Here is a 24,092-nt window from a genome sequence, read left to right as displayed (position 1 = left end):
GTGAATGAACCGGTAGCTGTGCGACAGTCTAGTTTCCGTCGAGTTCCGCCGTGATGGCAGCTGCCAATTTGTCCGGATCGTGCCTGTTCATGGGCTCACCCGATGCATCGATTTCGCGGAGATCCGCGAACACCATCCGCGCGCCAGCTTGGTCGGCGGTGCGTGTGAGGTAGCTGCGTTCCCCTGCGGTCAGGTCGGTGCCGTTATCGACCAAGAACATGTCCACGTGTAGCTCGGGTGCATGTTGGCTCAAAACATGAATGTGGCGTTCGGTGGAGAATCCGGGGGTCTCCCCTGCTTCAGGCGAGAGGTTGAGGATCACCACGACGGTGGCCTTGGTCTCGTTCAAGGCTGCCACGATCTCCGGGATGAGCAGGTGCGGCAGCACTGAGGAAAACCAGGACCCGGGACCGATGGTGACGATGTCGGCGTTCAAGATAGCGTCCACCGCCTCCGGGTTCGCGGCTGGCTGGGCCGGGTGCAGGCGAACGCGGCGGACGGATCCAGGAGTCGTGGCGACGGCGACTTGGCCGCGGACGGAACGGATCAGACGCGGGTCGTCGTCAAGCCCGGCGACTTCTGCTTCGATGTCGAGCGGCTCGAGCGCGACCGGCAGGACGCGTCCTTTTGCGGACGTCCAGCGCGTGACGGTATCGAGTGCTTGCTGGATATTCCCCGTCATTTCGGTGAGACCCGCAATGATGAGGTTGCCGACGGCGTGCCCCGCCATAGCCCCGTTTCCACCGAAGCGGTGCTGTAATGCATCGCGGCGGAGATCACCGTCGTCGGTTTCGGGGGTCAGCGCCGCCATGGCCATGCGCAGGTCGCCGGGAGGGATGACAGCGAGTTCGCGGCGCAGGCGGCCGGAGGATCCGCCGTCGTCGGCGACGGTCACAACGGCGTGGACGCGGCAGGCCTCGGGGTCGCAACCGTCGCCGTCTTGTGCGCTGGTCATGCGTTTAGCGGCGATCAAGGTCTGATGCAGGCCGTGGCCGCCACCGAGACTGGTGATGCGGAGTTGGGTCATGGTCGGGTTGCTGTTCTTTCTAGTGGCGCTGCAGGTCGCGGTGCATGACTGAGACGTCGAGGCCTGCTTGCTGGGCGAGCCTGCGGCCGACTTCTTCAGAAATCGCGACGGATCGGTGGTGACCGCCGGTGCAGCCGATTCCGACGGTGACGAAGTCTTTTCCTTCGTGTTTGTATCCGTCCATCATAGAGGTCAGTAGTTTGACGACACCATCGACGAAGTCCCCGGCACCAGGACGCGAGAGCACGTAGTCGCTGACGGGTTTATCGACGCCGCGGAAGTGGCGGAGTTCTTCGATCCAGTAGGGATTCGGCAGGAAGCGGACGTCGAAAACGAGGTCAGCGTCGCGCGGCGAGCCGTGCTTGAAGCCGAAGGATTGAACGGTGACGTGCTGCTTGGCGGAGTCGAGGTCGCCGATGGACGCTTCGATGGCGCGGCGCAGGTCGTGGATGGACAGGTTAGAGGAATCGATGATCACGTCGGCGGTGTCGCGCACGCGGGCAATTTCCGCGCGTTCGCGGGCGATGCCGACGCTCAAGGGGTAGTCGCCCTGGAGAGGGTGGGTGCGCCGGACGCTGTCGAAGCGGCGGATGAGAACATCATCACGCGCTTCAAGGTAGAGCACGAAGGGGTTGAAGCCGCGATCACGCGCGACGCTGATCATCTCCATCAGGGAGCCTTTGAAAATGCGGGCGCGAACATCGGTGACGACGGCGAGCTTGTCCACGGGCGAGTCCTTGCGCGCCGCGAGGTCCATGAGCTCGAGAATGAGTTGCGGCGGGAGGTTCTGGGAGACGAAGTAGCCCTTGTCCTCGAAGACTTTCGCGGCGGAGGACAGCCCGCCACCGGAAAGACCCGTGATGATGACGGGTCGCAGCTCAGTTGGGGTGGTCATGTGCCCCATCGTATCCAATTGCACGCTTGACGACGTCAGCTTTTCCGCAGATGCTCGTACACCGTTTCCGCGAGCTTGGGACCAATCCCCTTGACTTCTGCAATGTCGTCGACGCTGGCTTGTTTGAGCTTTTTCACGCTGCCGAAATGTTTGACTAGGTCGCTGCGACGAGCGGGACCGAGGCCGGGGATCCCGTCGAGGGCGGACGCGCGCATGCGTTTGGAGCGTTGCTGCCGGTGGTAGGTGATGGCGAAGCGGTGCGCTTCGTCGCGGATCTGCTGCAGCAGGTACATGCCTTCGGAATTGCGGGGCAAGATAAGGGGTTCATCGTCGTCGGGCACCCAGATTTCTTCGAGGCGTTTAGCGAGACCGATGAGGGTGACGTCGATAATGCCGAGCTCATCGAAGACTTTCTGCGCGGCGGTGACTTGCGGCTTGCCGCCGTCGACGATGAACAGCTGCGGCGGGTACGCGAACCGCTTGTTGTCGGTGGTCTCCGTGGAAGCGTCGGCGAGTTCCTCGTCGGTGAAGCTGGTCTCGTCGAGGTCCGGGTCCTCCGGGTTGGCCAGCTTGTCCTGGTTGTGGCGCTTGAAGCGCCGGCGAGTCACCTCGGCGATGGAGCCCACGTCATCGCTGCGGCCGTCGCCCGCGGCTTCCTTGATGCGGTAGCGGCGGTAGTCGGATTTCTTGGGCAGCCCGTCTTCGAAGACGACGAGCGAGGCGACGACGTCGGTGCCCTGAATGTGGGAGATATCGGTGCACTCGATGCGCAAGGGTGCGTCATCCATGCCGAGGGCGTCTTGAATGTCCTGGAGTGCCTGCGACCGCGCGGTGAGGTCGCCGACGCGCTTCAGCTTGTGCTGGCGCAGCGATTCCTTGGCGTTGCGCTGGACTGTCTCCATGAGCGCCTTCTTGTCGCCGCGCTGCGGGACGCGGAATTCGACGGGGCCGCCGCGGAGCTGTTCCAACAGTGCCCGGGTCTCTTCCGGCTCGTCCGGCATCACTTGAACGAGAATCTCGCGTGGGACAGGCATCGGCGGGCGGATTTTCTCGTGCGATTCCTGGTCGACACCGCGGCGCCGGACCTTCTTGGCCGCCAGCCGTTCATCCTCGGCTTTTTCCTGCTCCATGCGTTCGACAGCATCGGAATAGTGCTGCACCAGGAAATTCTGCATGAGGGCGGGCAAGGCGGGATCGGCTTCGCCGTCGTCAAGCCGTGTGAGCGATCCCGGCTCGTCTCCCGTTTTCTCGACGACCCACCCGCGCTGCGAGCGGATCCGACCCTCGCGCACGGCGAAGATCTGCACGGCGGCCTCGAGCTCGTCGGTGTCGAAGGCGATGATGTCGGCGTCTGTGTCGATGCTGAGCACGACTGTCTGGCGCTCCATGACCTTCTTGACGGCACCGAGGTCGTCGCGCAGCCGCGCCGCTTTTTCGAATTCGAGGTTCTCGCTCGCCTCCATCATCTGGCTGGTGAGCCCTTTGACGACGTCGTCGGTACGGCCAGACATGAAGCCCATGAAGCCGGAGACGATCTCGTCGTACTCTGGCTCGTCGACACGCTGCACGCATGGCGCGGAGCACTTGTCGATGTAGCCGAGCAGGCACGGCCGCCCGAGCTGCTCGTGGCGGTTGAAGACGCCGTTGGAGCACGTTCGGACGGGGAAGACTCGCGTGAGCAGGTCCAGCGTTTCGCGTACAGCCCAGGCGTGGGAGAACGGCCCGAAATAGCGCACGCCTTTGCGGCGCGGACCGCGGTAGAAGAACGCGCGCGGGTAGCGCTCCCCCACGCTGACGGCGAGCATCGGGTACGTCTTGTCGTCGCGGTACATGACGTTGAACCACGGGTCGTACCGCTTGATCCAGGTGTATTCGAGCTGGAGCGCTTCGACTTCACTGGCGACGACGGTCCACTCCACCTTGGAAGCGGTAAACACCATCTGGCGGGTACGCGGGTGGAGCTGCTCCGGCGGCTGGAAGTAGTTGTTCAGGCGGGCGCGGAGATTTTTCGCTTTGCCGACGTAGACGACGCGTCCGGCGCCGTCGCGGAATTTATACACGCCCGGCTCGGTGGGAATCGTCCCGGGCGCGGGGCGGTAGGTAGCTGGGTTGACCACAGCGACTGCCCCTAGTCTTCCGGCATGTAGCGGGCCTCGAGACGGCGGAATTCCTTCACCGACTCGACAGCGCGCTCTTTATCGCCTGACTGAATGGCCCACAGCGGGACGTACTCAAATTCAGGGAGTTCGAGGCGGGCCATGCGTGAGCCGCGCGGGAACGACAGGCCGTAGACGACGACCCACGGGTAGAAGCGGGTCCCGATGATATTGCGGACCTCCACCCCGTCCTCGTTCGCGCGGACGCGAGGGCGGGTGAGCGCCAGCCACACGAGCACGGACAGGATCAGCCCGATCGCCGGAAAAGCAAACTTATCGACGGTCGTGATCGCCGCTCCCGTGAATTCCACGTCCACCATCACGCCGGTGAAGATATGCGCCGCCATGATCACGATGACGGCGGCGAGAGCAACGCGACGCAGGTATTTCGAGGCGATTTCAACTTCCCACGGCTTGGTCGAGGTGACCGCGTGCGGGTCGAGTGCGTTGAAAAGGGCAATATCGCGGTCGCGGTCAGGGATGTGCTCGTTGCCTCCGTTTTCGGCCTTGGCTACCTCATTGACCACGTGTCTCCCCTTTGTCGTTCCTTTTCTCGCGCAAGTGCTGCGCGGCGGGGCCATGGTCGCGTGTGCCCCGCCGCTGTGTCGCTGACTGCGAAAGCCAGCCCTGTTACTGCGGTGTCTTTTTACCAGGCGTCGTGAGCGTCGCCGCGGGTGAGCTTCATCAGCGGGAAGCGCTCGATTTCTTCCATGACCTTGGCCGCACCGACAGCGGCGGCGAATGCCTCTGCGCCCTTGTCCTCATGGGCGTCCGGGCCGCCGGTGCGGTCCATCGCCTGCGCGTAGGTGTCCACAGTGAGGACACCGTTGCCGACCGGGACAGACATGTCCAGGGCGACGCGGGTGAGGCCGTCGGTGACGGAACGGCAGACGTAGTCGAAGTGCGGGGTTTCGCCGCGGATGACGCAGCCGAGAGCCACCACAGCGTCGAAGCGCTTGGCGGCGGCCTGCGCCATGAGCGGGAGCTCCATTGCGCCGGAGACCATGAACACATGGACCTCGGCACCAGCTGCTTCAGCCAGCTCCACTGCGCGTTGGATCAGGTGGTCCACGACCTCAGCGTTCCACTCGGTTCCGACGACGGCGACACGCATGCCTTTCGCGTCGATCTTATCCGGTGACGTGTCGGGCGCTCCGAAAATCATGGTTGCTCCTTAATCAGTTTCGAACATCTTCGGCGAAGAGTCGTACAACCCCATCTTAGATGCCATGCGCCTTATCCCATTCTTTGACTACAGGGAGGTCGTGTCCCATTCGGTCTCGCTTGGTCCGCAGGTACTTGATGTTGCTGTGCGAAGGTGCGATTTCCACGCGTGTCCGGCCCAGAACGACCGGACCGTAACCGCTCAACGCCTCCACCTTAGCGGGGTTATTCGACAACACCTCCATCGAGGCGAGGCCGAGGTCAGCGAGAATGTGACCGGCGACGGAATATTCGCGCGCGTCAGCTGGAAGACCTTGCTCGAGATTGGCGTCGACTGTGTCGAGGCCGTCCTCCTGCAGGCGGTATGCCCGTAGCTTCGCGGCCAGACCGATGCCGCGGCCTTCGTGGCCGCGCAGATAGACGATCACGCCTCGGCCGGCCTCCTGGATGATCCTCATCGACTCGTGCAGCTGCGGCCCGCAATCGCAGCGTCGCGAACCGAACACGTCGCCAGTCAAACACTCTGAGTGCACGCGGACGAGGACGTCTGCACCGCCGGAAACGTCGCCGTGGACGAGGGCGATGTGCTCGGAGGCGTCGATAAGCGATTTGTATGCGTACGCAGTGAAGTCCCCGTACTCGGTGGGAAGCGTCGTCGAGACAACGCGCTCGACAATGCGCTCCGCGCGGCGGCGGTACGCGATGAGCTGGGCGATGGAAATCATCTTCAGGCCGTGCTCGTCGGCGAAACGGCGAAGCTCGTCACCGCGGGCCATGTCCGTCGGGTCGTCTTCGGAGACGATCTCGCACAGCGCGCCGACCGGCTGACACCCGGCGAGCCGCGCGAGGTCCACCGATGCCTCCGTGTGCCCGTCACGGACGAGCACCCCGCCGCGGCGGGCCCGCAACGGCACGACATGGCCCGGACGGGTGAAATCCGCGGCGGTGCAGGCTGGATCGGAAAGGCGACGGATCGTCTCCGCGCGACAACGGGCGGAAATGCCGGTGGTGCCGGTAGCCGCGTCAACGGTGACGGCATAGGCAGTGCTGCGCGCATCCTCGTTCACGGCGACCATCGGTGGCAGGTCGAGGCGCGTGGCTGCCTCTTCGTCCATGGCCACGCAGATATAACCAGAGGAATAGCGCACCATGAACGCGACGAGCTCCGGGGTGGCGTGCTCGGCCGCGAAGATCAGGTCGCCCTCGTTCTCGCGGTCCTCGTCGTCCACCACAACGACCGCTTCACCGCGGTCGACCGCCGCAACAGCTTCTTCAATTGAATCGAGTCGCAGGGTGTCCGTCATGAGGACTAATGGTAGACCCCCACCATTTTCTCAACGTATTTGGCCACCACGTCGACCTCGAAGTTGACGGTCTCGCCCACGGTGAGCTCTCCGAAAGTGGTGTCCCGCAGCGTTGTCGGGATGAGGGAGACTTCGAGATAGTCCTCCCCCACCGCTGACACAGTCAAGGAGGTGCCGTTGATCGCGATGGAACCCTTCTCAACGACGTAGTGGCAAAGCGCTGCCGGCAGGGAGAAACGCAGGACGTCCCAGTGCTCGGAGGGCGCACGGGAGATGAGTTCGCCTACTCCATCGACGTGGCCTTGAACGATGTGCCCGCCCAGGCGCGTGCCAACGGACACAGCGCGTTCGAGATTGACGCGCGAACCAGACTCGTAGCTGCCGAGTCGAGAGCGGTCGAGCGTTTCCTTCATCACGTCCGCGGTAAACACTCCGTTGACTGAATCGACGACGGTCAAGCACACGCCGTCGACGGCGATGGAGTCACCAGGTGCGGCGTCGGAGGTGACGGTCGGACCTGACACTGTCAGGCGCACAGCGTTATCCAACTGCTCAAGTGTTTCTACGGTGCCGATTTCTTCCACGAGGCCTGTGAACATTAGTCGCTCTCCTTGTCGTGTGGTCGCGGGCGGCGCAATTCGACGACGGCGTCGTCCCCGAGGGAGAAGGCGTCGTACAGCTCGAAGCGGTGGGCGTCGGCAAGCGTGCCGGCGAGTGGCCCGTCGAGCAGACCCCGTCCGCTGCCGAGCAGCATGGGCGCGAGGTAGGCGTGGACGCGGTCCACGACGTCGAGCTCGAACACGCTGCGCATGAGCGTCGGGCCGCCCTCGACGAGGACATCGCGGGCGCCGGATTCATACAGGGCATCGAAGGCTTCCTGTGGGGTGGCGTATTGCTCGAAGCCGAGGCGCGTCAGGTTTCCGTCGGGCACTTGCCGTGTGCCGACAACGACCCTGCGCGGCTGGTGCTCAAGGAAGGATCCGTCGCGGTCGCGGGCGGTGAGCGATGGGTCATCGGCGATGGCGGTGCCTGTCCCGATGACGATCGCGTCGCGCATTGCACGGTCGAAATGCGTGTATTGGCGGGTGTTGTCGGAGGTGATCCACTGGCTCGTGCCGTCGGATGCCGCGGTGAAACCGTCGAGGGTGGCGGCGAATTTCGCGGTGACGGACACGCGGTCGTACACCGTCGCGTCGAGCCACGGCTCGAGACCGTCGACTGGGTAGCTCACTTCGGTGACCTGCACTCCGCTGGCGCGGAGATGCTCTGCACCTCCCGTGGCGAGCGGGTGTGGATCGCGGTGAACGAAATAGACGTGCGCAATACCTGCCTCCATGATGGCTTCGGCGCATGGGCCTGTCCGGCCGGTGTGGTTGCAGGGTTCGAGGGTGACGGCGAGCGATGCGCCGCGGACACGCTCGGGCGCGGTTGCGGCAGCGGCATCGAGGGCGACGCGTTCAGCGTGCCGGCCGCCGACGGGTTCGGTAGCTCCGGTGGCGATGATGCCCGCGTCGTCGAAAAGTGCGCAGCCAACAGGCGGATTCGGGCTCGTCGTTCCACGGACACGTTGGCCCGCATTCGTTGCGGCGATCATCGCGGCTTGAACAGCCGGAGACATGTCCGCGTGAAAGTGTGCGGTCATGCTAACGCTCGGAGGCCGCGGTAGCGAGAGTACGAAGGGTCTCTACCGCCTCGGCCGGGTCTTCGGCGCCGAAGACCGCGGAGCCTGCGACAAAGGCGTCCACACCAGCTTCGGCCGCCAGGGCGATCGTGGATTGGGCGATGCCGCCGTCGATGCCGATGATCGTCGATAAGCCAGCTTCTTCGATGCGTTCGCGCGCGGCCGCGACCTTGCTCAGCACTTCAGGCATGAATTTCTGGCCGCCGAAGCCCGGTTCAACGCTCATGATCATGACTTGCTCGAAATGCTCGAGGTCGTCGAGGTACGGCTCGATCGGGGTGCCGGGCTTGATGGCGAATCCAGCCTGAACTCCCAAGTCATGGATCTGCTTCGCCGCGGCGATATGGTTATCGGTCGCCTCAATGTGGAATACGAGACGGTCGCCGCCAGACTTGATATAGGTCTCAAACCAGGTTTCCGGCTCCTCGATCATCATGTGGATGTCCAGGAACTGGTCAGTCACGCCGTCGACGGCTTTGGTCACGTCGGGCCCGAAGGAGAGATTGGGCACGAAGTGGCCATCCATGATGTCGACGTGGATCAGGTCAGCGGACGGCACTTTGCGCACGTCAGCACCAAGATCGGCATAGTCTGCGGCGAGGATCGACGGGGCGATGTAGATCATGACCCCAGACTATCGCTTTCGCAGGGCGGCGAGGAACATCGCGTCGGTGCCGTGGCGGTGTGGCCACATCTGTGCACTCACGTGCGGGCCGAGATCGCCCATCTCCGGCAGCACGTCACGCACGTCGAGCTCGTCGGCATCGCCTGCAGCGAGCTGCTTATCGACGATCCCCCGCGTCTCCCTTTCATCCGGCGAGCACGTGGAATACACGATGACACCACCAGGCTTGGCCAACCGCACGGCGGAGGCCAGAAGCTCGGACTGCAGCTTAGTCAGCTCCGCGATGTCCTCCTCGCTCTTGCGCCACCGGGCCTCGGGGCGGCGGCGCAGCGCACCCAACCCGGAGCACGGAGCGTCGACGAGCACGCGGTCGTATCCCGGCTCGAGCCCCGGGTCGCGGCCGTCGGCGACGTGAACCGTCACCGGCATTCCTTCAGTGGATTTCCGGATCAGGTCCGCGCGGGTCGCGCTGACTTCGATCGCGTCAACGCGTGCGCCGTCGATGGCAGCCAGCGAGCCCACGAGTGCCGCCTTGCCGCCCGGCCCCGCGCACAAGTCGAGCCAGCGTCCACCATCGTCGGCGACAGGCAGTTCGGCCACAGCACGGGCAATGAGCTGCGAGCCTTCATCCTGCACAGCGGCCATCTTGTCGCGGACGGGCTCGAGCGAACCTGGGTCTCCGCCCTCGTCGAGGTACACGGCGTACGGGCTGTAGCGTCCTTCTTCCCCACCGGTGACCAGCGCTAGTTCCTCTGCCGACATCTCGCCCGGGCGTGCGACGAGGTGAACGATCGGGCGCTGCGAGTCGGCCTGGAGAGCTTCCTCCAGCTCGCCAATCCCGACGACGCGGGCGAAAGACTGCGCGATCCATTCCGGGTGCGCCGTGCGGAACGCAACGGCTGCGATCTCACCGTCCGGGGTGAGCTTGTCCATCCACTTCTCGACGCTCGTGCGGGATATCGTGCGCAGGATGCCATTGACAAAGCCCTTCGCTTTTTCCGCACCCGCGGCCGCAACGAGACGGACTGAGGTATCTACCGCAGCGTGGTCGTCGACACGCGTGAACAGCAATTGGTACGCGCCCAGGCGCAAAGCGGTGAGCACCGCCGGGTCGAGGCCGTCCAGCGGCCGGGACGAGCAGTTGGCGATCACTGCGTCGAGAACACCGAGCGTGCGCAGCGTGCCGTAGGCGATCTCTGTGGCGAATGCCGCGTCGCGCCCAGTGATCTTCCGCTCCCGGAGAATCTGAGGCAGGACCAAATTGCCGAATGCATCCTCGACTTCCACCCGCAGCACCGCGTCGAAAGCGGCTTGGCGAGCCGGATCGCCGATACTTCCGACACCGGCATTCCTGCCACGGGGCTCGCCTGAATCGCGGGAATCGCGGGCTCGGCGGGGGCGACGCGCGCCGTCGTCACGCCTCGGCGAATGTTTCTTCTCCCCGTGAATCGCTTCTTGCGCAGCCTGTTCCTTCGCGCGCTTGGTGCGGGACCGGAAACCTCCGCTCACTCGAATGCCACCCCTTCATTGTCCTGCAGACCGCGCGCCCAGTCGGCCGCGGCCATCATCTTCTTGCCCGGGGGTTGAATCTGGCCGAGCGCCACAGCTTCGGTGCCAGTACCAACATGGACCGCAGATTTGCTCACAGCGACCTGCCCCGGGGCCAGTTTCTCGGCGGCGGAATCGATGCTTACAGGCCCGACCTTGACACGGTCCCCGTCCAGCGTGGTCCATGCACCGGGCCCCGGGGTGTATGCGCGGACCGTGCGGTCGATCTCCGCGGCAGGAGCGGACCAATCGACCCGGGCGTCGTCCTTGCTGATCTTCGGCGCATACGTCTCTTCCCCCTTTTGCGGAGTGAAAGTCGCGTGCCCGGTAGCGAGATCGTCCATCGTGCGCACGAGTAGATCGCCGCCGGAATAAGCAAGCCGGGTCAGCAGGTCATCCGCCGTATCAGTCGGCTCGATGCGCTCCGGCTCCTGCAGCAAGATATCGCCGGTATCCAGGCCCGCATCGATGCGGAAGGTCGTCGCCCCGCTGTATTCGTCGCCGTGCAGAATTCCCGCTTGCACCGGCGCGGCGCCGCGCCAACGCGGCAGCAACGAGAAATGCAGGTTCACCCACCCATGCGTGGGAATGTCCAAGAAATCCTCCGGAATGAGGTTGCCGTATGCCACGACCGGAATCGCATCGGGCGCGAGGGCTTCAAGCGTGGCCTTGACCTCCTCATTGCCTTTGAGTTTCTCCGGAGTGAGAACCTCGATTCCGTGCTCCTGCGCCAGGGCCTTCACCGGCGACGGGTGCAACGTGCGACCGCGCCCCTTCTTAGCGTCAGGACGCGTCAGTACAGCCACCACTTCATGCTCCGAGGCGATGAGCTTCTCCAACGCCACCACCGCCGGCTCCGGTGTTCCCGCGAAAACCACACGCATGTTTCTGCCTTCCTCCTGCTCTCTCCTACTCGCTCGCTACTCGCCCGTGAACCAATCCATACCGCGGATCATCTGCATTGCTTCTTTCCGCACCTCGGGTTCAAGCCGCCGCAAGAAGAGCACGCCGTCCAAGTGGTCAGTCTCGTGCTGGATGCAACGCGCGAGCAGACCGTTGGCGCGCAACGTCACGGGGCGCCCGAATTCGTCCCGGCCGGTCGCCACCACCGTCTCGTGGCGGGCCACATCAGCCTGCAGATCAGGAATCGACAAACAGCCTTCCGGGCCGATCTGCACCATGTCGTCGATCGGCGTCCATTCCGGGTTGATCAATGCGCCGCGCATGCCGTCGCAGTCGTACACAAAGACCCGCTTGGTCAAACCGATCTGGTTGGCAGCCAACCCGACGCCGCCGGCATCGTCCATGGTCTCGAGCATGTCGTGGACGAGGCGCTGCAACGCGTCGTCGAAAAGCTCGACGGGGGCGGCCTGCGTGTTTAAAACCGGATCACCGAAGATCCTGATGGGACGGACAGTCATGGCAGCCCAGTCTACGTGGCGCACGAGCGCTAGCCGATGTGCATCGGGTTCACCTGGATCCGCAACGGCAGATCCTGCTTGCGGGTCGCGCGGTTCACCGCTGCCGCACGAAGCGCTTTGCCCAGCGCTGTGCGCGTGGACAGCGGGGTACGGATGAGGACACGCTGAGCCTGCCCGGCGGTGCGGCGGTCCCATTCACCGGGCAGGTCCACACCGGCGGGAAGATCGACGGGACCGAGAATGTCTACTTCTGCGGGTAGGTCAATGTGGTCGAGGAAATCGTTCAGTGACTCCCGCGGGCTATCCACTGCCGCCATGTGCACAGCCGGCGGGAAGCGCACCTCGCGTCGCTGGGCGAGCTCTAGTGCCGCATGGCCTGCCGCATCCCAGCGAATCAAATGCTGGACGACTGGGAGTGCTGCATCAGCGACCACGACCACTTCCCCGCCTTTGCCATGCGGAGCGACCAGCGTGGCCGCCGCCATCCACTTCGCCATGGTCTCCTCCGCGGCGCGCAGGTCTGGCCGGCCGAGCAACGCCCATGTGTCCAACAGAATCGCGGCGCCGTACGCACCGCCGTCGGCGACGCGCGGCTCAGCACCAGGAGTGGCCACGACGATCGCCGGCTTATCATCCACCTCTGTGTGAATGCGCTCGCCCCATGACGCAATCACTTTATGGGGCGAAAAGGCACGTCCCAGTTCTTCCGCCGTACGCTGCGTTCCCACCACCACGGCACGCAACCGGTGCGAACCACAATTCGCGCACACATAAGCGCTGTCCATTCGCCCGCACCACCGGCACGTCGGCGCGGCGGCTTCATTGCCGGACGGCAGCCCGAGCGGACCGTTGCACGCGCGGCACCGCGCGGGGGCACGGCAATTCCCGCACGCCAAAGACTGGACATACCCGGCCCGGGGCACCTGGAACAACACTGGCTTGTCGTCGTTGAGCGCGCGCCGCGCCGCTTCGAAAGCGACAGATGGAAGACGTGCAGCGCCAGCCCGTGGATCGCGCTCCAGTTCGAAATCGCTGTCGCCAGCGGCGTGAATGTGTGGTGAGCGCGTTCGCAGGCTCGTGCGCGGGGCGATGAGATCGTGCGCCCAACCGGACTCGACTAAGAGCTGCGTTTCGGCGGTGCGAGCATGACCGCCGATGATCAGCGAGCATTTCTCCACCGCAGACCGTGTTGTGAGCACCTCCCGAGCATGCGTGTACGGGGCACGGGGATCCACGAGCGAATCGTCACCGTCGAACATGACCACTGCCAGCCGCAGATTCTCCACCGGCGCGAACGCGGCGGAACGAGTACCAACGACGAGACGCCCCTGGCCGTGCAGGATTGAAAGGAAACGGCTGTAGCGTGCCTGCGGGCCGAGCGAGGCAGTGAGAGTAGTGATCTGGCGCGGGCCCACAACCTGCCGAAGTGCCGTGTGCATTCGGTCCACATCGGTCTGGTCCGGCACGACAATGAGCACTCCGCCACCGTCGGCCGCGATCTTAGCCGCCAATGCGGACAGTGCATCTGCCCAGTCATCACCAGGCGCAATCTGCCACGCAGCACGGGCGACAGTGCCGCCGACCACCGCATCGACAAACGACTCGCCGTGGGAATAAGCGCTCCACCCCGACAGGTCCGGTTCTTCCACGCTGCCGAGCTCCTCCCACGGCGTTGCGGTGTCCGTCGACTCTGCTTTGGTGTGGCGGGCAGGAATCGCAAAACGGATGATGTCGGAGCGGGTCCCGGCATAACGGTCAGCCAACGCGTCCACGAGTTCGCGCATCTGACGCGGATAGACCACCTCCGGCGAGACCACACGCTCAATGAAACGGAGCTTGCCGTCGTGGTCCGACTCAGCGGTGCGCACGAGCACCAGCGCGTCGACGAGCCTGCCCGCGAAACGGATGCGCACGCGCACCCCCGGTTGGGCATCAGCCGACTGACTTTCGGTCACCAGGTAGTCGAAGCCACGGTCCAGGTGCGGCAACCCCAAAAGTGGCAGCACGTGCGCGACCGGGTTGGCCGCGGCGGGGGCACTGTTGGAGCTTCCTGACATGCACCAAAGTGTAACGGCCACAGCGACCACATCATCGTGACCTATTTGTTACCTGGACTTTTACCCTGAAAATCGCGTGTAAATGCTTGCCAAAAAAGTGCACGAGACGCATAATCAATTCGGTTTCAGTCGTTCGTCGTTGGAAAGTGCGCTTTAGCTGTGAAACGCTCCGTTATCGCTTCTTCGTTGGCTCTGATCACCACCGTCATGCTGGCTGGCCCCGCTACCGCTGGGCCGCTGTCGGCTAATCCGGGTCCATCACTGAATCCGGATCCTGCCGCGTTGAGTTCGCAGGTATCGCACAACATCTCCTCTGGTGTTGAAAACGGCATGCGCCAGGCATACGACGCTCTGCCTCCCGACATGAAGAAGGCGATCCCGGAGGGTCTCCGCCCGGTTCAGCAGACCCCGCATCCGCGCACGCAGCCGCTGCCGAAGGAACCCTCCATGTGCTTCGACACCAATGGCCGTAAGAAGCCAGCACCGGAGACCCCGCCTGCATGCACGAACACCGTGGCGCTCACCTACGATGACGGCCCGTCGCCGGAGACGACGCCGCGTCTGCTCGACATTCTGAAGAGCAAGGATGTCAAGGCGACATTCTTCGCGATCGGCACCAATTCTGACGCTTTCCCGGACCTTCTCCGCCGCGAGCGCGATGAGGGGCACCTGGTAGCCAATCACTCGTACAACCACCCGCCGCTCAACGCGATCCCCGAGGATCGAGTCGGCCGCGAACTCGACGAGAGCAGCCGTGCCATCGAATCGGCATTGGGCACCAAGCCGCACTGGCTGCGCCCGCCCTACGGCGCGACGAACGACCGTGTTGCCGCTATAGCCGGTGAGCGCGGCATGGCGCTGGCACTCTGGGACGTGGACACTGCCGACTGGCAGAACCGCAATGCGGACATCACCTGCCGCAATGCCGTGGACAATGCCCAGGCAGGCTCAATCATTCTCATGCACGATATCCACCCCAGCACCGTGGATGCCGCCGCCTGCATCATTGACGGACTCCGTGCGAAGGGTCTCCGCCCAGTCACCTTGGACGAGATGATCCAGCCGGAGCCGGGTCGCACCTACACCAGGGCCGAATAACGAATCACTCCCCCTCACCCACCTCATTGCTTTCCCCTGGCCGTGTGCGCAAACACACGGCCAGTCGCATTGAATCTACTTTTTCGATCGCATAAGTTCGGGGCATGAGTGAATCGGATGCGGTATTCGTCGATAAGCAAAATGACGGAAAACCTAAGCGTCGAGGCTGGCAAAAGGTCACCCCGTATGTGATGTTCGCGGTGTACTTGCTCGGCCCTTTGGTGCTGATTCCGGCTGTCGGCGAAGAAAACGCCGGCGCCCCAACCGCGGGACTGATCTTGGGTACCGCTGCTTTGTTCGGCTTCATCGACGGCTGGACGTACCGTCCGACCTGGTCCCTGCCGTTTATCGCGGGCCTGGCGTTCATGGTCGCGAAGCTGCTGTATTTCAACGACGCCGTCATCTACTTCATCGCTGTCATCATCATCGCCGCCGCTTTCGGCCATCTCGCGGGCCTGCTGGCTGGAACCGCCGGGGATGATGACTAAGTGCTAGAGACCTGGGTACTCGACCATCCCGATTATGGGCGCATCGAGGTGCGCTCCGGCTTCGACAAAGATTTCCTCGCCGCCGACCCCGATTGGCCGGGCGAACCTCCAGAGAAATTCAAAGATGACCCGGACGCCGGCGAACGCGCACCCGCCGACGCGAAACCGTGGACGCGTCTCGGCGAGTTCAGGAAGAATCCCCCTTTGCGCCTGCAGGTGCTTGTCGACGGTGAGGTGCAGCACCAGTACGACGGAATCGAGCAAGGCACTGCCCGGCTACCCCTGCGTGGCCCGGGCAAGAAGGACAAGCTCGAGCTCTTTGTCAGCCTCGGCACAGACCGTTCCAAGCCGCACCTGCGGTTGCAGGTGAACACCTTCAAGGACATCCTGCAGATTGAATTCCGTGAGGGCTCGACGGTCGTCGAATTCGATCCGCCTGCTGGTTCGCGCGGCGAACGGCGCCGCGCGATGATGCAGTCCAGCCCCGTCCGGCGCACAGCGATTCCCATCATCGAGGGACTCGGTAAATCCGGCTGGGCGATCGCCGTGCTTGTCCTGAGCCCCCTGATCGGTCGATTTTTGGACTGGTTGTCGCAATTCCTGCCGGACTGGAAGCTGCCTGAATTCACGCTGCCCCATGTCGACCTGCCTGTGCCTGATCTTCCTCGGGTCACGCTGCCGACGCCGAATATCGACCTGCCCAATCTGCCGTCGCTGCCGCCGCTTCCCGAGTGGGTGCAGCTCATGATGGAGTACTCGAAAATCTGGGTGCCCATCGTCGTCGGCATTGTTGTGGGAATCATCGCACTGCGCAATTACCGCAAGTCGGAAGCAGAAAAAGAGCAGTGGCGCGAAAACAGCGCCTCCGCCGACACAGCGGAAGCGCGTCCGTCCAGCACACGTGAGCAGCCTGGACGAACCGAAGGGGATTCCGCCGAGGAGACGAACCCCTACCGGCCGAAGGATTAGAGCCCGGCAGCCGACTTCAGGTCGTCGACCTTGTCCAGTGCCTCCCACGGGAAGTCCACGTCGGTGCGGCCGAAGTGGCCGTAGGCGGCGGAATCCGAGTAGATCGGGCGGAGCAGATCCAATTCACGGATGATTGCGCTCGGGCGCAGGTCGAAGACCTTTTCTACTGCCTGCTGGATCGTCTCGTTGGTCTGGCCTTCAGCTGCGGTGCCGAAGGTCTCCACGTACAGGCCGACCGGGGTCGCACGACCGATCGCGTAAGCGACCTGGACCTCCACGCGCTTAGCCAGGCCTGCTGCGACAATGTTCTTCGCCACCCAACGCATCGCGTACGCCGCGGAGCGGTCCACCTTTGACGGGTCCTTGCCAGAGAAGGCGCCACCGCCGTGGCGGGCCATGCCGCCGTACGTGTCCACGATGATCTTGCGTCCTGTCAGGCCCGCATCGCCCATCGGGCCGCCCAGCACGAAGGAACCGGACGGGTTGACCAGCAGCTTGGTGTCCGGTGTCAGGAAGTGAGCCAGCCCGGCATCCTCAAGCACCCACTCGAGGACATGCTCGCGCAGGGCGGCCTCTAGCTCTGCGCCGGTGAAGTCTGGGTCGTGCTGGGTAGAGATGACCACGGTGTCGAGATACACGGGGGTGTCGCCGTCATAAGCGAAGGTCACCTGTGTCTTGCCGTCTGGGCGCAGGCCCCGAACAACCCCTTCTTTGCGCACCTGGGTGAGGCGGCGCGAGAGTCGGTGCGCGGTAGAGATCGGCAGCGGCATGAATTCCGGGGTCTCGTCGGTGGCGTAACCGAACATCAGGCCCTGGTCGCCGGCACCGGACTGGTCCTCTTCCCCGGTGGAGGTATTCGAGCGCACTTCGAGCGAGTCAGTGACGCCGTCAGAGATCTCGGCGGACTGGTCGCCGATGGAGATATTCACGCCGCAGGTGCGGCCGTCGAAGCCGACCTCGGAGGAAATGAACCCGATTTCGACGAGCTTGTCACGCACGAGTTTGGCGATATTGGAGTACGCCTTCGTGGTCACCTCACCGACGACATGAACCTGGCCGGTGGTCACCAGCGTTTCTACGGCCACGCGCGACAACGGGTCCTGGGCGAGCATGTCGTCCAGAATGGTGTCGGAGATGGCATCGCAGATTTTATCGGGGTGCCCTTCAGTGACGGATTCACTGGTGAAGAGGCGGTAGAAGGGGTCTGTCATCGTGTGGTCGGTCCTTTGTCTTAGACGGCTGTCTCATAGCGTGACCCGCGTCGTGCGCGGCGCGCACACAACAATAGACCAAGCTGTCTAAAGAAGACAACCTCACTGTCTGTTTAAAGAAAGCGCTTCGATTCCGTCCCAGATCCGCGCAGCTACCACGTGCTTCGGACCGTCCGGAATTTCCTCGACGTTCCCGCCCTTGCCGATCAGCCAGCCGCTGTTGCGCAATTCACCGAATACCGCACCACCGGCGACGGAGTTGACCATGAGCAGGTCTGCGCCCTTGCGCTCCAGCTTCGCCTTGCCGTATTCCAGCGGGTTGTCCGTCTCCGCGGCAAAGCCCACGATCGTCGCCGCAGTCTCGCCCGCATCGCGCTTTTCGACGAGGCCTTTGAGGATGTCCGGGTTTTCCACCATGTGCAGGGTGGCCAGCGCATCGTCGGACTCGCCCTTCTTCAGTTTCGAGTCCGCTTCATGCTCCGGCCGGTAGTCGGACACAGCCGCCGCCATGATGACGATATCCGCATCCGCTGCTGCCTGGTCCACCGCTTCTTTCATTTCGCGTGTGGACTGCACTTTGATGATCTCCGCCCCCGGCGGGGTGTCCAGTGCATCGGTGTCGCCAGCCACGATCGTGACATCGGCCCCGCGGTGGGCTGCGATGTCGGCCAGCGCGAAGCCTTGGCGTCCGGACGACCGGTTGCCTATATAGCGCACCGGGTCAATATTCTCTTGCGTGCCGCCGGCGCTGATGACGACTTTCTTGCCCTGCAGCGAAAGACCGAACGAACCGGTCTCGAGGACGGTGCGCGCCATCTCGGCGATCTGCGCGGCTTCGAGCATCCTGCCCGGCCCGGTGTCCGTTCCAGTCAAACGTCCGTGCGCTGGTTCCAGCACCACGATGCCGCGACGGCGCAGCGTCGCCACATTGTCCTGCGTGGCGGGGTTCTCCCACATCTCCGTGTGCATCGCCGGCGCCAGCACGACCGGACAGGTAGCCACCAGCACCGTTGCCGTCAACAGATCGTCGGCTCGTCCCGCAGCAATCCGCGCAATGGTGTCCGCGGTCGCCGGCGCGATGACGATGAGGTCCGCGTCCTTGCCCACGCGAACGTGCTGCACTTCGTCCACGCGTGAGAACACATCGGTGTCCACCGGGTGACCTGACAATGCCTCGAAGGTCGCCGCCCCAACGAAATTCAGCGCCGCCGGCGTCGGCACAACGCGCACGCTGTCTCCGCCCTCGGTGAACTCTCTGACGAGGTGGCATGCCTTGTACGCGGCAATTCCGCCCGCGACTCCGACGACGACGTTGCGGGGTGTTTTCGTGTTCTCACTGGGCTCTGGGCTCATGGCCCCCGAGCTTACCCACCACCGCTAGGTCCGGGGCTGCCGGACCCAGTCCCCGATGACCCCGGGCACCACTTCAGGTGCCTCACCAAGCAGTGCTTTCAAGTTTCCTTCACGCTCGACCGCCGATGTCACTGCTTGCACCTTTCCCCGCTTGCCGCTGTTCGCGCCTGCCCCGCGATGACCAGCTCCATACATGCCCGGCCCTCCGGCTACCGCTCCCCGCGCGCCTGCACCGTTGCCTGTCTGTCCTCCACCGACGAACGTGTTGCTGCCCTGGCCGACAGCGCCAGTGCCCATGCCCGCACCAGATCCAGCACCGAATCCTCCCATCGGTCCTGCAACCGCACCAGCGCCAGCACCAACACCAGCGACACCACCCAGGCGACCACCGCCCGCAGCACCAGATAGGCCCGCACCACCACGTGCGCCGCCAAGTGCTCCTCCTAGTCCGCCTGCACTACCTGCCGCCCCACGACCCGCACCGCCCAGCGGTGCCATCGCCGGACCGCCAACCCCGCCCGAACCTCCAGGGCCAATTCCTGCCGCAGCACCAGCGCCAGCGCCACCAGCAAGTCCGGTTCCTGCACCGGCTCCCAGCGAGCCCAGTTGGCCCATGCCCGGCAAGCCTGCACCAGCACCACCACCTGCTCCAACACCAGCGCCACCGCCGGCACCGCCAGTGAGACCTGTCAGTGACGGCGGCATTGATGGTGCGGCCGCTGTTGCTGCCTGCGTCGGTGTCGCTCCCGCCGCGATGGATTGGAGCATATCCGGGTTCGGCCGCCCGAACTGCTCGACGACTTGGCTCGGTGTCGACGCGTAGGCCAAATCCCTGTAGCCGGCATTCGACAGCGCCTGCTGCACGATCTTGGGCAGCGGGGTGTCCTCAAACGTCGGCGTTCCCGCCGCGGCCGTGCCCGACTGATTTGTTCCGTTCCCATTCGGCGCACCCAGCTCTGGCAACAGCTGCGTGAACAGCGGTGTCACTGGCACGAGCTCGGTGGTGAGCTTCGGTGAAAATGCAGTCAGGAAAGTTTCCTCGAATGTCTTGGCCAGACTCGCATTCGGTATCGCACGCGCTACTGCGAGCGCCGCCGCGACTTGGAGTGCGTTCGCCTCGGTCACTGTGACCAGACTCGCGGTGTGCGTGGATAGCGCGCTGGCATTAGCCATGTATTCGCCGCCCGCAGTCTCGATTTGCCCGAGGTTCTCGATCGCCTTCGCGATGGACTCGGTCTCCGACGACCCCTGCAGGTCGGCGATAGCACCAGGAATATATGACAGCGCCTCCCCGATCGTTGCTGCCGTGTCCGCCCAGTCCGTCGACATTCCCGACATCGACGCCACGTCAGTAGCAATCAGCTCCGTATTCAACGTATCCAAGCTGAATGGCTTTCCCGCCACCGGATTCGTCGCGGTGAAGTTGTTCACCGTAGGTTGCTCGGTACTGACATTCTCGATGACCGCTTCCAGGCTCTTCCCCATCACCGATTGCCCGACATTCCCCAGCACATCCGCGAAGCTGTTGTCCGCCATCTGATAGCCCGTCAGCTGCGCGGTGAGAAGGTCGACGGCATTGGCAAGATGCTGCGCCAGCCCTTTCGTCGCTTCAGGTTCGTTATCGGATCGAATCGTACTGTGCATCGAGCCTGACTCGTCCAGACCAGATACTGCAGAAAAGCTTCTGATGCCGACGCTAGTTAATGGGAAAAAAGTATTCGACAATTTCTCCCTAGCGTCTACGAGTTTGGCAGTAGCACTTTGTACATCACTTGTCTCAAGTCTCATTTTCCCCCCGATTAATTGCCTATATTTGGTAAAGCGCTTCTAGTATTTCGATGGAACGATTACAGAGTTCGTCATGGTCGTAGACATTTTCGATACCCCCAACTGCTGCGGCGAACTGACCCCGGGTTGTATCAACCGCGGCGTAGCAGATATCGGCTTCGACGCCGATCGGACCGTAAGAGTAGACACTCGGGACTACGTCTGAAACGCCAGTTTCGACGATTGCGCCCTGATCGACCGCCATCATGAGATTGGCTGATCCACCGATCACGACATAGCTCAGTCCGCTAGTATCACCAGGCTTATCCAAGAAGCACGAGTAGATGTCCTTAGTTTCCGACCGCTTACTCTCCCCCTCCGTCTCAAACCCGATGCGGGCAAACTCCTCGGGGGAGATTTCTTCGCAGGGGTTGAAGATATTGCCTTTGACGTCGTCGTAGACGAAGTCGCCGAGGACAACGTCGCCGCTTTCGAAGTGGAAGGCGGGTGGGTCGTCTTCGGATGGGGTGGTTGGGTTTGGTGCGGTGGATGAGCTGACGTCGGATTCAGCGGATGGGTGCTGGGTCTCGGCGACAGCGGAGTTGAGAGCGGGTGCGGGATTCACCGTGAGGGATCCTCCCGACGAGCAGCCGGCCAGCACCGCTACCAACACAGCCCCCCAAGCGGCAAGGAATGCGCGGGCAGACGTAGTCCCCCAACTATGCGTCGTGCGCCGTGACATTCCCATTTCCTCCGTCCCCCCAGTGCGGTGGATGTCGCCTGTGTTCGTAGTGGTGCTGGCCGACAGACACAAGGATTACATGAGTCAAGCAAAAATAAAACGAAACGATGTCTACTTCAGTAGACATCGGGATGGCCGCGACCAACACCGCAGGTCAGAGGGCTAGAGAAGGGGGCGGAGGACAAGAAAAAGCGGGCTACGGACCAAAAATCGGTCGCGTAGCCCGCTTTTACGGGGGTGAAAATGGGGGGAAGCCTTACTGGCCTTCCTCGTGCTCCAGGAGACCGTGCTCGATCTCGCGGAGGGCGATGGACAGCGGCTTCTCGCCCGGCTGCGGAGTGACCAGGGGTCCGATGAACTCGAACACGCCCTCGTCCTGCTCCTGGTAGTAGCTGTTGATCTGGCGGGCACGCTTGGCCGCGAAGATCACCAGGGCGTACTTGGAGGACACCTTGGTCAGCAACTCGTCGATAGGCGGGGCCGTGATGCCTTCAGGCGCGTCGTACACCTGCTCGTTGACGTCGGCGGTCTCCGCCGAATTAGCAAGATCGTTGGTCACGTTGCTCACTCACACCTACTCGTTGTTTGGACGCTGGACGCACAAGAGAATATCACTGATCCCCTGCACAGCCTCATCCAGATCGTTGTTGACAATGACATCATCGAACTCGTCCTGAGCGGCGAGCTCAGCACGGGCCGTTTGGAGACGACGCGCGATCACGTCTTCGGTTTCCGTCGCGCGGCCGGTGAGGCGCTCAACGAGCACCTCCCAGGATGGTGGGGCGAGGAAGACCGTGATGGCCTCCGGCATAATCTCCTTGATATTGCGGGCGCCGACTAGGTCGACCTCGACCAAGACCGGACGGCCGGTATCAAGGGCTTCACGCACGGGTGCGGCGGGAGTGCCGGAACGTTGCAGGCCACCGTGAATGTCAGCCCATTCGAGCATCTCGCCCGCATCGATCCGCTCCTGGAAGGACTCCGGGGACACAAAGAAGTAATCCTTGCCGTCCACTTCGCCCGGGCGCGGGTCGCGCGTGGTCATGGAGACGGAGAAGTACAGGTCCTCCACTTCCTTGCGGAGGCGCTCGACCACCGTCGACTTACCAACGGCGGAAGGGCCAGCCAAAACAACCAGCCGGCCCTTCCCATTCACGTTTGTCACCGATTATTCCCCGAAACCGAAGCGCTCGAGCAGAGCGCGACGCTGACGGTCACCCAGGCCGCGCAGACGACGGGTCTGAGCGATCTCGAGCTCCTCCATGATCTCACGTGCCTTGACCTTGCCCACCTTCGGCAGAGCCTCGAGGAGAGCCGAGACCTTGGTCTTGCCGATGATCTCGTCAGACTCAGCCTTTGCGAGAACCTCCTTGAGGTTCGTGTCGCCGCGCTTCAGGGATGCCTTCAGCTCAGCACGCTGCTTGCGTGCTTCCGCAGCCTTAGCGAGAGCTTCCTGGCGCTGTTCCGGGGTCAGTTCGGGAAGGGCCACTGGTTCCTCCAATGTGTTAGGGGTTAAGTTCTGATCCAGCTTATGAACCGATTCGACACTGTCGCAAAAGAATTACACAGTTGCAACTCGTCGACGTGGGATAACTGTACCACTGAGCGGTTCTAGACACGATGTTTGACGTCTTGTTTTGCCACGTCATCGCATCGACGCCTATAACCTACCAGCAGTTTTCATCACACAGAATTTGAGGGTCGGTTTAGCGCTACACTACCAGCGTTTTCGCCGCTTTGCGCAGCTCAGCGATATCAGGCCCAGAGGACAACACTGAGCGGGAGACATTCGGAAAGACGAGGTGGGCCTGATCGCCAGCAATCCGGGCAACGTCCTCCATTGTCGCGCCCTGGGCACCGACGCCCGGCATGAGCACCGGAGCATTCAGCGCGTTGAGACGCGGCGGGTTCTTCACCGTCGCGCCCACAACGACACCAACGTGCCCCACGTGCCCGGCCGCGGAGCCGGACTGGCCGTTTTGCGCACGCTTATCGACGTTATATCCAGCGCATTCGTCCACCATCTGCTGCGCCACGGACACACCGCTTTCGCTGAGCGTCTGCGACTGGAAGCCTTCTGCCTCCGGGTTGGAGTTGGCGGACATGACGAACACACCGCGTCCTTCCCGGCCAGCTAGTTCAATGGCCGGCGTGAGCGATCCCACCCCGAGGTACGGCGTGAGCGTGACAGCATCACAGCACAGCGGGGAATTATCGTCGAGCCATGCCAAGGCGTAACCCTCCATGGTTGAACCGATATCACCACGCTTGGCGTCGGCCACGACGAGGGAGTCGCTCTCCCGCAATTGGGACAGCGTCTCCTCGAGGACCGCGAAACCTGCAGAACCGAAGCGCTCGTAGAAGGCGACCTGCGGCTTGATCAGCGCGACGTGGCCGACAAAGGCCTCCACGCAGCGCAGGGAGAACTCCCGCAGACCGTCGACATCCGGGCTCAACCCCCAAGCGTCGAGGAGTGCCTCATGGGGATCGATGCCGACGCACAAGCGGCCGTACCGCTCCCCTGCCTCGACGAGTCGATTACCGAAATTTCGCGGGGTGCTCTGGTTATCGTCGTGGCCCATTCTC

The 24,092-nt window shown here is 63.3% G+C and carries 24 protein-coding genes; 3 read left to right on the top strand and 21 right to left on the bottom strand.

From position 1 onward, the window contains the following. Positions 1–28: 28 nt before the first annotated feature. The 13 genes from ACUY2Y_RS10110 to ACUY2Y_RS10050 all read right to left on the bottom strand — a co-directional run bounded on the left by ACUY2Y_RS10110 (position 29) and on the right by ACUY2Y_RS10050 (position 13,878). Positions 29–1,027 carry a gluconeogenesis factor YvcK family protein gene (locus tag ACUY2Y_RS10110; RefSeq protein ID WP_448326177.1) on the bottom strand — a complete coding sequence of 333 codons (999 nt, stop codon included), beginning with the start codon at positions 1,025–1,027 and terminating at the stop codon, positions 29–31. Between the two features lie 19 nt (positions 1,028–1,046). Then, positions 1,047–1,931: an RNase adapter RapZ gene (rapZ, locus tag ACUY2Y_RS10105; RefSeq protein ID WP_448326195.1), complete on the bottom strand. Its 885-nt coding sequence runs from the start codon at positions 1,929–1,931 to the stop codon at positions 1,047–1,049. A gap of 26 nt (positions 1,932–1,957) precedes the next feature. Beyond that, positions 1,958–4,039 carry an excinuclease ABC subunit UvrC gene (gene uvrC, locus ACUY2Y_RS10100; protein WP_448326176.1) on the bottom strand — a complete coding sequence of 694 codons (2,082 nt, stop codon included), beginning with the start codon at positions 4,037–4,039 and terminating at the stop codon, positions 1,958–1,960. Positions 4,040–4,050: 11 nt separating this feature from the next. Further along, positions 4,051–4,605: a PH domain-containing protein gene (locus ACUY2Y_RS10095; RefSeq protein WP_448326174.1), complete on the bottom strand. Its 555-nt coding sequence runs from the start codon at positions 4,603–4,605 to the stop codon at positions 4,051–4,053. Between the two features lie 119 nt (positions 4,606–4,724). Next, complete coding sequence (gene ribH, locus ACUY2Y_RS10090) at positions 4,725–5,243, bottom strand: 6,7-dimethyl-8-ribityllumazine synthase (protein ID WP_448326172.1); 519 nt, start codon at positions 5,241–5,243, stop codon at positions 4,725–4,727. 55 nt (positions 5,244–5,298) lie between these two features. After that, positions 5,299–6,546, bottom strand: coding sequence for a bifunctional 3,4-dihydroxy-2-butanone-4-phosphate synthase/GTP cyclohydrolase II (locus ACUY2Y_RS10085; protein WP_448326171.1), 1,248 nt, complete (start codon positions 6,544–6,546; stop codon positions 5,299–5,301). Positions 6,547–6,551: 5 nt separating this feature from the next. Next, the gene (locus tag ACUY2Y_RS10080) at positions 6,552–7,145 is read right to left on the bottom strand and encodes a riboflavin synthase (protein ID WP_448326169.1); all 594 of its coding nucleotides are present in this window, start codon (positions 7,143–7,145) and stop codon (positions 6,552–6,554) included. Then, positions 7,145–8,164 (bottom strand): bifunctional diaminohydroxyphosphoribosylaminopyrimidine deaminase/5-amino-6-(5-phosphoribosylamino)uracil reductase RibD, encoded by a 1,020-nt coding sequence (ribD, locus tag ACUY2Y_RS10075; RefSeq protein ID WP_448326167.1) that lies wholly within the window; start codon positions 8,162–8,164, stop codon positions 7,145–7,147. Before ribD ends, ACUY2Y_RS10080 begins: the two co-directional genes overlap by 1 nt. 25 nt (positions 8,165–8,189) lie before the next feature. Beyond that, a complete protein-coding gene (rpe, locus tag ACUY2Y_RS10070) occupies positions 8,190–8,852 on the bottom strand; it encodes a ribulose-phosphate 3-epimerase (protein ID WP_448326165.1) in 663 nt (220 codons plus the stop codon). A 9-nt stretch (positions 8,853–8,861) separates the two neighbouring features. Then, on the bottom strand, positions 8,862–10,361 hold the full coding sequence (locus ACUY2Y_RS10065) for an RsmB/NOP family class I SAM-dependent RNA methyltransferase (RefSeq protein WP_448326164.1): 1,500 nt from the start codon (positions 10,359–10,361) through the stop codon (positions 8,862–8,864). Next, positions 10,358–11,284 (bottom strand): methionyl-tRNA formyltransferase, encoded by a 927-nt coding sequence (gene fmt, locus ACUY2Y_RS10060; protein ID WP_448326162.1) that lies wholly within the window; start codon positions 11,282–11,284, stop codon positions 10,358–10,360. Before fmt ends, ACUY2Y_RS10065 begins: the two co-directional genes overlap by 4 nt. Positions 11,285–11,320: 36 nt before the next feature. Further along, positions 11,321–11,821, bottom strand: coding sequence for a peptide deformylase (gene def / locus ACUY2Y_RS10055; protein ID WP_210573408.1), 501 nt, complete (start codon positions 11,819–11,821; stop codon positions 11,321–11,323). Positions 11,822–11,850: 29 nt separating this feature from the next. After that, positions 11,851–13,878, bottom strand: a complete 2,028-nt coding sequence (locus ACUY2Y_RS10050; RefSeq protein ID WP_448326160.1) for a primosomal protein N' — start codon at positions 13,876–13,878, stop codon at positions 11,851–11,853. A 159-nt stretch (positions 13,879–14,037) separates the two neighbouring features. Here ACUY2Y_RS10050 and ACUY2Y_RS10045 point away from each other — a divergent pair, with 159 nt between their 5' ends. From ACUY2Y_RS10045 to ACUY2Y_RS10035, 3 genes are all read left to right on the top strand, one after another. Then, positions 14,038–14,976, top strand: a complete 939-nt coding sequence (locus tag ACUY2Y_RS10045) for a polysaccharide deacetylase family protein (RefSeq protein WP_448326158.1) — start codon at positions 14,038–14,040, stop codon at positions 14,974–14,976. Between the two features lie 104 nt (positions 14,977–15,080). Then, complete coding sequence (locus ACUY2Y_RS10040; protein ID WP_296145050.1) at positions 15,081–15,464, top strand: hypothetical protein; 384 nt, start codon at positions 15,081–15,083, stop codon at positions 15,462–15,464. Beyond that, entirely contained in the window at positions 15,465–16,433 is a 969-nt protein-coding gene (locus ACUY2Y_RS10035; protein WP_448326156.1) for a hypothetical protein, read from the top strand. On the opposite strand, the gene metK is transcribed toward ACUY2Y_RS10035, so the two are convergent. The 8 genes from metK to pyrF form a co-directional block, all read right to left on the bottom strand. Continuing rightward, on the bottom strand, positions 16,430–17,644 hold the full coding sequence (gene metK, locus ACUY2Y_RS10030; RefSeq protein ID WP_210573418.1) for a methionine adenosyltransferase: 1,215 nt from the start codon (positions 17,642–17,644) through the stop codon (positions 16,430–16,432). The two genes, ACUY2Y_RS10035 and metK, sit on opposite strands and share 4 nt — an antisense overlap. A 102-nt stretch (positions 17,645–17,746) precedes the next feature. Beyond that, entirely contained in the window at positions 17,747–18,997 is a 1,251-nt protein-coding gene (coaBC, locus tag ACUY2Y_RS10025) for a bifunctional phosphopantothenoylcysteine decarboxylase/phosphopantothenate--cysteine ligase CoaBC (RefSeq protein WP_448326154.1), read from the bottom strand. A gap of 24 nt (positions 18,998–19,021) precedes the next feature. After that, on the bottom strand, positions 19,022–20,641 hold the full coding sequence (locus ACUY2Y_RS10020) for a hypothetical protein (protein WP_448326153.1): 1,620 nt from the start codon (positions 20,639–20,641) through the stop codon (positions 19,022–19,024). Positions 20,642–20,804: 163 nt separating this feature from the next. Continuing rightward, positions 20,805–21,506 carry a DUF3558 domain-containing protein gene (locus ACUY2Y_RS10015; RefSeq protein ID WP_259899872.1) on the bottom strand — a complete coding sequence of 234 codons (702 nt, stop codon included), beginning with the start codon at positions 21,504–21,506 and terminating at the stop codon, positions 20,805–20,807. 256 nt (positions 21,507–21,762) lie between these two features. Beyond that, on the bottom strand, positions 21,763–22,074 hold the full coding sequence (gene rpoZ, locus ACUY2Y_RS10010) for a DNA-directed RNA polymerase subunit omega (protein WP_204211912.1): 312 nt from the start codon (positions 22,072–22,074) through the stop codon (positions 21,763–21,765). Positions 22,075–22,080: 6 nt separating this feature from the next. Further along, the gene (gene gmk / locus ACUY2Y_RS10005) at positions 22,081–22,671 is read right to left on the bottom strand and encodes a guanylate kinase (protein ID WP_448326150.1); all 591 of its coding nucleotides are present in this window, start codon (positions 22,669–22,671) and stop codon (positions 22,081–22,083) included. Between the two features lie 3 nt (positions 22,672–22,674). Continuing rightward, on the bottom strand, positions 22,675–22,995 hold the full coding sequence (gene mihF, locus ACUY2Y_RS10000) for an integration host factor, actinobacterial type (RefSeq protein WP_210573428.1): 321 nt from the start codon (positions 22,993–22,995) through the stop codon (positions 22,675–22,677). 223 nt (positions 22,996–23,218) lie between these two features. Further along, the gene (gene pyrF / locus ACUY2Y_RS09995; RefSeq protein ID WP_448326148.1) at positions 23,219–24,088 is read right to left on the bottom strand and encodes an orotidine-5'-phosphate decarboxylase; all 870 of its coding nucleotides are present in this window, start codon (positions 24,086–24,088) and stop codon (positions 23,219–23,221) included. Positions 24,089–24,092: the final 4 nt, after the last annotated feature.

The organism is Corynebacterium sp. 20-84, from assembly GCF_053479455.1.
Note: the sequence above shows the minus strand (reverse complement) of the source record. Positions and strands in the feature narration are given on the sequence as shown.